Annotated in this window: 7 protein-coding genes; 3 read left to right on the top strand and 4 right to left on the bottom strand. The window is 42.0% G+C overall.

Annotated elements, in window-relative coordinates:
- Nucleotides 1-185: 185 nt before the first annotated feature.
- Complete coding sequence (locus MTN96_RS24190) at nucleotides 186-590, bottom strand: MerR family transcriptional regulator (RefSeq protein WP_248532934.1); 405 nt, start codon at nucleotides 588-590, stop codon at nucleotides 186-188.
- A gap of 87 nt (nucleotides 591-677) precedes the next feature.
- Between MTN96_RS24190 and MTN96_RS24185 the strand changes: the two genes are divergently transcribed.
- On the top strand, nucleotides 678-1928 hold the full coding sequence (locus MTN96_RS24185) for an NADH:flavin oxidoreductase/NADH oxidase family protein (RefSeq protein ID WP_248532933.1): 1251 nt from the start codon (nucleotides 678-680) through the stop codon (nucleotides 1926-1928).
- A gap of 26 nt (nucleotides 1929-1954) precedes the next feature.
- On the opposite strand, the gene MTN96_RS24180 is transcribed toward MTN96_RS24185, so the two are convergent.
- A complete protein-coding gene (locus MTN96_RS24180; protein WP_004586294.1) occupies nucleotides 1955-2680 on the bottom strand; it encodes an aspartate/glutamate racemase family protein in 726 nt (241 codons plus the stop codon).
- 111 nt (nucleotides 2681-2791) lie between these two features.
- On the opposite strand from MTN96_RS24180, the gene MTN96_RS24175 reads away from it, so the two are divergent.
- Nucleotides 2792-3676 (top strand): LysR family transcriptional regulator, encoded by an 885-nt coding sequence (locus MTN96_RS24175; protein ID WP_024033046.1) that lies wholly within the window; start codon nucleotides 2792-2794, stop codon nucleotides 3674-3676.
- A 205-nt stretch (nucleotides 3677-3881) separates the two neighbouring features.
- Nucleotides 3882-4889 (top strand): zinc-binding alcohol dehydrogenase family protein, encoded by a 1008-nt coding sequence (locus MTN96_RS24170; RefSeq protein WP_055254243.1) that lies wholly within the window; start codon nucleotides 3882-3884, stop codon nucleotides 4887-4889.
- 64 nt (nucleotides 4890-4953) lie between these two features.
- On the opposite strand, the gene MTN96_RS24165 is transcribed toward MTN96_RS24170, so the two are convergent.
- Nucleotides 4954-5901: a LysR family transcriptional regulator gene (locus MTN96_RS24165; RefSeq protein WP_054981994.1), complete on the bottom strand. Its 948-nt coding sequence runs from the start codon at nucleotides 5899-5901 to the stop codon at nucleotides 4954-4956.
- 1 nt (nucleotide 5902) lies between these two features.
- Nucleotides 5903-6808, bottom strand: coding sequence for a LysR family transcriptional regulator (locus MTN96_RS24160; protein WP_004586290.1), 906 nt, complete (start codon nucleotides 6806-6808; stop codon nucleotides 5903-5905).
- Nucleotides 6809-6878 lie beyond the last annotated feature (70 nt).

Below are 6878 nucleotides of genomic sequence, written 5' to 3'. Positions count from 1 at the left end.
CGATTGGAAATGTTAGCCCCATACAATATGAATCAATGAATTAAAACCCCGTGTCTACTTTATCGGGGTCAGATCAGTTGGTTGGCCTCTAATGCCTGACAACTTACAAAAGCTTTATATCAATTTTCATGGTAAAGCGCCGCAAAACTAATACAACTAAAGCTCACATGTACTCGCTTACGCCTTCAATACTCCACCTCATTCAATAACTCATTTATTTTTTCATCGCCAATACACTCTCCATTAGACCAACTTGCATTAAGCAGTGTAATTAAATTACCAATACGCTCTGACTTACGCTGTAGCTGCTCTATTAGTGCATTAGCTTCATGTTGTTTTTCACCAAGGCGCTCAATAATGGCGTTGTGATCTAGCTCCTCATTAGGCTTACGCAGGGAGGGGATTTCTTCAAGCGAAAACCCTAAACTTTGTGCAAACTTAATCATTTTAAGCTGCTCTACACTGGCTTTGTCGTATTGCCTATACCCGTTGTTATTTCGCGTACCGGGTGGCAGCAGCCCTATACTTTCGTAATACCGTATGGTGCTTGCTGCAATACCCGAGTGCTTCGCCAGTTCACCTATTTTCATTATTGCCTCTACTATAAAAAAGCGGGTTGACCTTAAAGCTGACTTTAAGGTTATAGTGCCTGTAATGTCAATTTATGGTTTATATTTATGTCTGAGTTTGAACAATCTGCTGTATTTACGCCCTTTACCCTACCAAGCGGTTTAACGCTTAAAAACCGAGTAGTAAAAGCCGCTATGGAAGAGAACCTCGCAGAGGCCGAGCTAACTCCATCGCAAGTGCTTAAAAATGTATATAATGAATGGGCAAAAGGCGGGTGCGGGTTAATTATTACTGGCAATGTTATGGTTGACCACCTTGCAATGACAGGGCCAGGCGGCCTTGCCCTTGAGCAGCAAACCGATATAGCGCCTTTTGCAGAGCTTGCTCGTTTAGGGCAGCAAAACGACTGTAAAATTGTAATGCAAATAAATCACCCTGGCCGCCAAGTATTTAAAAAAATGGGTGGTAAAGCGCTAAGTGCCTCTGATATTGCGCTTAATATGGGTAAGCACTCTCACTTATTTACCCAGCCTACAGCTATGGATAAAAGCGAGATTAGTGATGTTATCGCTCGTTTTACCCATACCGCGCAACAGGCCGAAAAAGCAGGTTTTAATGGCGTGCAAATACACGCTGCACATGGCTATTTATTAGCGCAGTTTTTATCTCCACTAACTAATAAGCGTGATGACGAATGGGGCGGTAGCCTTGAGAATCGCGCGCGATTATTACTTGAAATAACACGCAGTATTAAAGCGCAATGCAGCGCCGGTTTTTCGGTATCGGTTAAGTTAAACTCAGCCGATTTTCAGCGCGGCGGCTTTGAACCGCATGATGCGCAAGCAGTTGTTAATATGCTTAGTGCATTAAAGCTTGATTTTGTAGAGCTTTCGGGCGGCAGTTACGAAGCACCCGCAATGCAAGGAACAACGGGTGATGAACGTACACTTGCACGTGAGGCGTACTTTTTGGAATTTGCCAAAGCTATTAGCGAGCAATCAACCATACCCATTATGACCACCGGTGGCATTAGCCGATTAGATGTGGCAAATAAAGTAATTAGCTCAGGCGTAGCGCTCGTTGGTATGGCCACGGCACTGGCTTATCAGCCTAATTTAGTTAATGCGTGGCAAATTAATTCAGTGCAGCCGCTGTTAATGCCGCGTGTTACCTTTAAAGACAAAACCCTTGCAGGGCTTGCCACTATGGCGCTGGTAAAAAGGCAAATTCGCCGAGTGGGCCAAGGCAAACGCGTTAAAGCAAATGCCTCGGCTATTTTTACTTTAATAAGTGACCAAATACGCGCTGCAAAGCTTACAAAGCGCTATCGAAAACGCTTTGCAAAAGAGCTAAATTAATTAGCTCTAGTTTAAACTGATATTTTCTATGCCACACTTGAAAGCGTTGATTGATGGGCGTTTGCATATGCCCAATTAACGCACTCTTGCGCTAAAATAGCGATGGTATCTAGGCAGGTGTCTGGCGAGTGTTTGGCTTGTTCATTTAACACAAGCGGTATTTCTGTACAGCCAAACAACACGCAGTCAGCACCTTGAGCAAGCATTAAGTCGTATGCCTTGCTTAACAAGTGGCGACCTTTATTTAAATCGCCCGCTTTTACGGCGGTTATGCCATCCATTATGGCTGCTTGTTGTTGAGTGTTTGGTTCAACAAAATCAATATTGTGCTGCTTAAACGCATTTTGGTAAATGCCCATATTAAGCGTAGCGGTAGTGGCTAAAATACCAACCTTTTGTTTGCCCGTGGCTTTTACTTGTTTTATAACACTTTTTACAATGCTAATGGTGTGTACATCGGCATTTTTAGTGAGCGCGTCGTACCAGTAATGCGCGGTATTACACGGAATAACAATACAACTTACACCTAAGCTTGTTAACTCTTTAAAGCCTTTTTTAAGCTCAAAAAATGGGTTTTCATCTTCAAGACCCATTAAAAATTTTGTTCTGTCAGGAATTTGCGGGATATTCCTTATAAACATAGGTATATGCTCTTGATCATTTTTAGCGGGCGATAGCGCAATTACCTGATTCATAAATGAGGCGGTAGCCAAAGGCCCCATTCCACCTAATACGCCAAGAGTTCTAAGCATGATTGCATTCCGGTTATTGAGTTTATAGGCTTAATTTATAGTGTTTTATTTAGTTTGAATAATGCTATTATTTTACCACCCATGCACAAACTGCATAACTAAGTGGTCGCTATGAATATTGAAAGTAAATGGTTAGAAGATTTTTTAACGCTCTCGCACACAAAAAGCTTTTCGCAAGCGGCAAAGCTTAGGCATATTACGCAACCTGCATTTAGTCGGCGTATAAAAGCCCTTGAAGATGCCCTTGGCGCAGCCCTAATCGACCGAGAAAACTTGCCTATTACCCTTACCCCAAGCGGTAAAATATTTCATATAACGGCACGTAATTTAGTTAACCAAATGAATACCTCGGTTAGCATGCTTGAGGAGTTATCGGTGCAGCAAAATTATTCTGTAAAGGTTGCAGCCGCACATTCTTTAGCGAGTTTTTTAACCTTACAACTCGCTAACTTTCAAACGCAAGATGAGCGCGACATTGTACTTAATTTAGAGGCTATAGACGTAGATAAAGCCACCGAAGCGCTAGAGCAAGGTGAATGCGACTTACTTATTGCCTTTGATAACGAACGCCTTAAACTGCCGCCGTTTAGTCATCAAAAAATAGGTAATGCTAAGTTGTTACCTGTTAGCGCCTGTGACGAGCAAGGCAAAGCCTTATATAACCTAGAAAGCGCAGCGCCTATACCGCATTTAGCCTACAGCCTCGACTCCTACATGGGGCGGCAGTTAGAGCCTATTATATCGGGCGCTAAGCTCAAAAAGGTGTTTGTTTCATCCATGACTGAGCTTTTAAAAGTGCACGCTGTTGCAGGCAATGGTATTGCCTGGCTGCCCGACTACGTTATATCAAACGAGCTTAAAAATAATACATTGGTAGTTGTAGGGAGTGAGCACCACTGCGTGCCAATAACTTACTATGCGTATAGATATCATGCGGCTTTGCACCCCGGTGGCGAAAGTGTATGGAATAAATTAACTGAGCTAAATATAACCTAACTGTAAACCCCCGTTACAGTTAAAGAGGCGTTTCTAATTTAAAACGATAACTGCTATGTGTAATGGAATTTAAATTATTTACCTGTTTTATTATGGAATTTTATTTCCATAATAATTGGGTGTTTTGTCTCTTTTTTAATACTCTTGATAAGGCCAAAATAGCGTCATCAACACAGAGTATTAACTAGCTAACGAGGCAACTCCCATGAAAGCAATTGGATATCAAAAAAGTTTACCTATCGAAAACGAATTATCATTACAAGACATTGAACTTGAAACGCCAACAGCACACGGCCACGATATTTTAGTAGAAGTTAAAGCGGTATCGGTTAACCCGGTTGATTTTAAAATTCGCCAAGCAATGCCAGCAGCTGAGGGCGAGTATAAAGTAATTGGTTGGGATGCAACTGGGGTTGTTAAATCGGTTGGCGAAAACGTATCGCTTTTTAAGCCAGGCGAGAAAGTATGGTACGCAGGCGACATTACGCGCTCAGGCAGTAACGCGCAGTTTCAGTTAGTTGACGAGCGTATTGTTGGCCATATGCCAAGTTCGCTTTCGTATGGCGAAGCCGCAGCATTGCCGCTTACCAGCATTACTGCGTGGGAATTATTGTTTGATCGTTTAAACGTAGCTAAAAACGATGATTCTAAAAGCATTTTAGTTATTGGTGCCGCCGGTGGTGTGGGCTCAATAATGGTGCAGCTATTAAAGCAGCGCACTAAATTAAATATTATTGCCAGTGCTTCTCGTGCTGAAACAATATCGTGGTTAGAAGATTTAGGTGCCGATACCATTGTTAATCACCGTAACCCGTTAAGTGAAGAATTTGCAGCTAAAAACTTAAGCGAAGTGGATTACGTTGTTAGCTTAAACAATACAGAGCAGCACTTACCTGAAATTGAAAAAGTAGTGAAGCCACAAGGTCAATTTGCCCTTATTGATGACCCTGAAACACTTAATATTGTGCCATTTAAAAACAAAAGCGTGTCGGTACATTGGGAGCTTATGTTTACTCGCTCGTTATTTAAAACCGACGACATGCAAGAGCAACACGTTATTTTAAACAACGTAGCCACTATGATTGACCAAGGGCAAATTAAAACCACGGTAGGTGAGCACTTAGGTAAAATTAACGCAGCCAATTTACGCAAAGCGCATCAGCACCTTGAATCGCAAACCGCTAAAGGTAAAGTGGTGTTAGAAGGCTTTTAAGGCCTTTAGCTAATATGGTTTTTTTGAGTATACCCAAGCCCCTAACGGGGCTTTTTTGTGGCTATTATTTATATAACTGATTGTAGTTAGGAATATGCTTTACCCAAAATGCAGGGCTGCCAATATACTCTTGTACAGTTTTTATAAATTCGCTCACCAGTGGTGTTTGTTTACGGTGAGGATACAGCGCATAAATACCGGTGCCCGATGCGCTGAGCTTATAATTAGTTAATAGCGGCACTAGCCCCATTTCGTCTATGGGTTTTTCTAGGTTAAATAAATCTAGCATCACATACCCTAAACCCGCTTTTGTGGCATCAAGCATGGCGCGTACATCGCTTACCTTATAGTTGCCTTTCATTTTGTGGGTTTTGTATTCATCACCATGAGGCTGAGTGCTTAATTTTATTTGATCTAGGCTTACATCGCCATTGCCATAAACCACTGCAGGTAAGGCGATAAGTTCTTCGGGTGTGCTTGGCATACCATGGCGTGCAATAAAGTCATTAGAGGCAACCAAAGCAAAGTGCATGTCAGATATTTTTTTTGCCATTAGATTGGAGTCATTCAATTTGCCAATTCTAAATGCTAAATCGTAATGATCGGCAATAATATCGTTGCGCTTATCATCAAGCATGAGGGTTATTTTTACCTCAGGGTATTTTTGCATAAATAAATTAATGGCAGGCTGCACATACTGCTGCCCAAAAAACATGCCCGAGGTAATGCGCAAAATACCTTTAGGTTTTGCTTGGTAGGAGTCGGCAATGCTATGAATATCACTGAGCGTATCAATTAAAATATGCGCTTGCTGGAGTATTTCCTCCCCTGCGGAGGTAAGCGAAAAGGAGCGCGTAGAGCGATTAAGTAACTGAATACCTAAACTGCTTTCTAGCTTTTTAATTTGCTTTGAAAGCGATGAGTTGTCCATATCGTGCAGCGCCGCGGCTTTTGCAAATGAGCCTTGCTGTACTACATCAACAAATAACGCTAATTGGTTGGTGATTGACATCTCACTCTCCTAAATCCCAATAAGGTGTATCGGTGTAATAATTGCTCGCAAAATCAACAAACGCGCGCACTTTACTGGGTAAAAACTGCCTGTTTGCGTACACCATATAAAGCCCTATTGGCTCAGGTTCGTAGTCTTTTAATATACGTACTACTTTACCCTGTGCCAGCGCCTCACCAGCTATAAATGTTGGCTGCATGGCAATACCGCCACCGGCTATAGCGGCATTGAGTAGCAGGTCGCCATTGTTAGCAACTAGGTTACTTTCAAGCTTTAACTCGTTTTTAAGCTCGTTCGCTCCACGTAGCTTTTTGGTAGGCTCGGTGTGTGCGTAGCGTAAATAGTTATGCGATTGCAGCTCTTCTAAGCTAGTAGGCGTGCCGTGCTGCGCTAAATAAGAAGGAGAGGCAAATACCGCTAACCTAATAGGCGCTATTTTTTTAGCAATAAGTGATGAGCTTTTTAAAACCCCAATGCGCAGCGCTATATCAATACCTTGCTCAACAATATCAACAAACTGGTCAGTAAGGTTTAGATCTAATTTTAAATTTGGATAACGCTTTTGAAACTCAACCAATAGCGGTGCTAAGTGCTTTACCCCAAACGACATAGGGGCACTAATACTGAGCACACCAGAGACATTTTCGTTTAGGTTATCGAGCGAATTTTCCATGTCGTCTATATCGTCTAGCACCTGTAAGCAGCGGGTAAAATAGTGATCTCCCGCCTCGGTAGTGCTTACTTTGCGCGTGGTGCGGTGCAGTAATCGGGTAGCAAGCCCCTCTTCTAGCGCAGACACATACTTGCTCACAAGTTGCGGCGATATATCGAGCTTATCGGCAGCTTTAGAAAAAGACCCCTCTTGTACAACACTTACAAAAGTCTTCATGGTGGTTAGCTTATCCATTATTAGCAATGCCTTGTTTATAATTTTTAAATAAAGATCGTATTAATTATGTTTATAAAAACAGTTAAAG

It is taken from the genome of Pseudoalteromonas sp. 2CM28B (genome assembly GCF_023161935.1).
Note: the sequence above shows the minus strand (reverse complement) of the source record. Positions and strands in the feature narration are given on the sequence as shown.